At 70.2% G+C, this 1,215-nt stretch carries 1 protein-coding gene; it reads left to right on the plus strand.

The window, feature by feature from the left end; genetic code table 11:
- The coding region (locus tag GPA_RS10300) for an alpha,alpha-trehalose-phosphate synthase (UDP-forming) (protein WP_197533131.1) at nucleotides 1–1,215 on the plus strand (1,215 nt) is incomplete at both ends.

Below are 1,215 nucleotides of genomic sequence, written 5' to 3' on the forward strand. Positions count from 1 at the left end.
GGGCGCTGGCCGAGCGCTCCTGCGCACCGGTGCGCCTGGACGAGCGCGACGCCGAGCTGTACTACGAGGGCTTCTCGAACTCCGCGCTGTGGCCGCTGTTCCACGGCTTCCCCCAGCATACCCGCTTCGACGAGGAGGCATGGGAGGCGTACGTGCGCGTGAACGAGCGCTTCCGCGACGCGGTGCTCGCGCTGGCACGGCCCGGCGACACCATCTGGGTGCACGACTACCACCTCATGCTGCTGCCGTCGCTTCTGCGCGAGGCGCTGCCGGACGCCTCCATCGGCTTCTTCCTGCACATCCCCTTCCCCGACTACGAGACGTTCCGCATGCTGCCGTGGCGCCGCGAGCTCATGCGCGGCGTGCTGGGCGCCGACCTCGTGGGCTTCCACGCCTACGACTACGTGCGCCACTTCCTGTCCAGCTGCCGGCGCATCGTGGGCGTGGAGAACGAGAGCGGCACGCTGTTCGCGGACGGCCGACTCGCGCAGGTGGACGCGTTCCCGCTGGGCATCGACTACGTGCGCTACCGCGACGCCGCGCGCCTCCCCGCAGTGCGCCGCCTGGTGGCGGAACTGGGCGAGGAGAAGGGCCATGAGGGCTGCAAGCTCATGCTGTCGGTGGAGCGGCTGGACTACTCCAAGGGCATCCCCGAGCGCCTGCTGGCCTTCGACGCGTTCCTGGACCGCTTCCCCGAGTGGCGCGGCCGTGTGGTGCTGGTGCTGGTGACGGTGCCGTCGCGCGAGAACGTGGCGTCGTACGCGGCCCTGAAGAAGCAGGTGGACGAGCTGGTGGGCCTCATCAACGGCAAGCACTCCACCATGGACTGGACTCCCGTGGACTACTACTACCGCTCGCTGCCGTTCGAGCGGCTGATCGGCCTGTACGCCGCGAGCGACGTCATGCTGGTCACGCCTTTGCGCGACGGCATGAACCTCGTGTGCAAGGAATACCTTGCCTGCCACGACGGGGGCGGCGGGGCGCTCGTGCTCTCCGAGATGGCCGGCGCGTCCTACGAGCTGCACGAGGCCCTGTGCGTGAACCCGTTCGACCAGGAGGGCGTCGTGGACGCCATGCGGCGCGCGCTGGAGATGCCGGAGGCCGAGCAGCGGCGGCGCAACGCCCCCATGCAGGAGCGCCTGGCCCGCTACACGTCCGAGAAGTGGGCGCGCGAGTTCCTGGACGCGGCGGCCGACGTGAAGCGCCGCCAGGCGG

It is taken from the genome of Gordonibacter pamelaeae 7-10-1-b, assembly GCF_000210055.1.
In the GTDB taxonomy this organism is placed as follows: Bacteria; Actinomycetota; Coriobacteriia; order Coriobacteriales; family Eggerthellaceae; genus Gordonibacter; species Gordonibacter pamelaeae.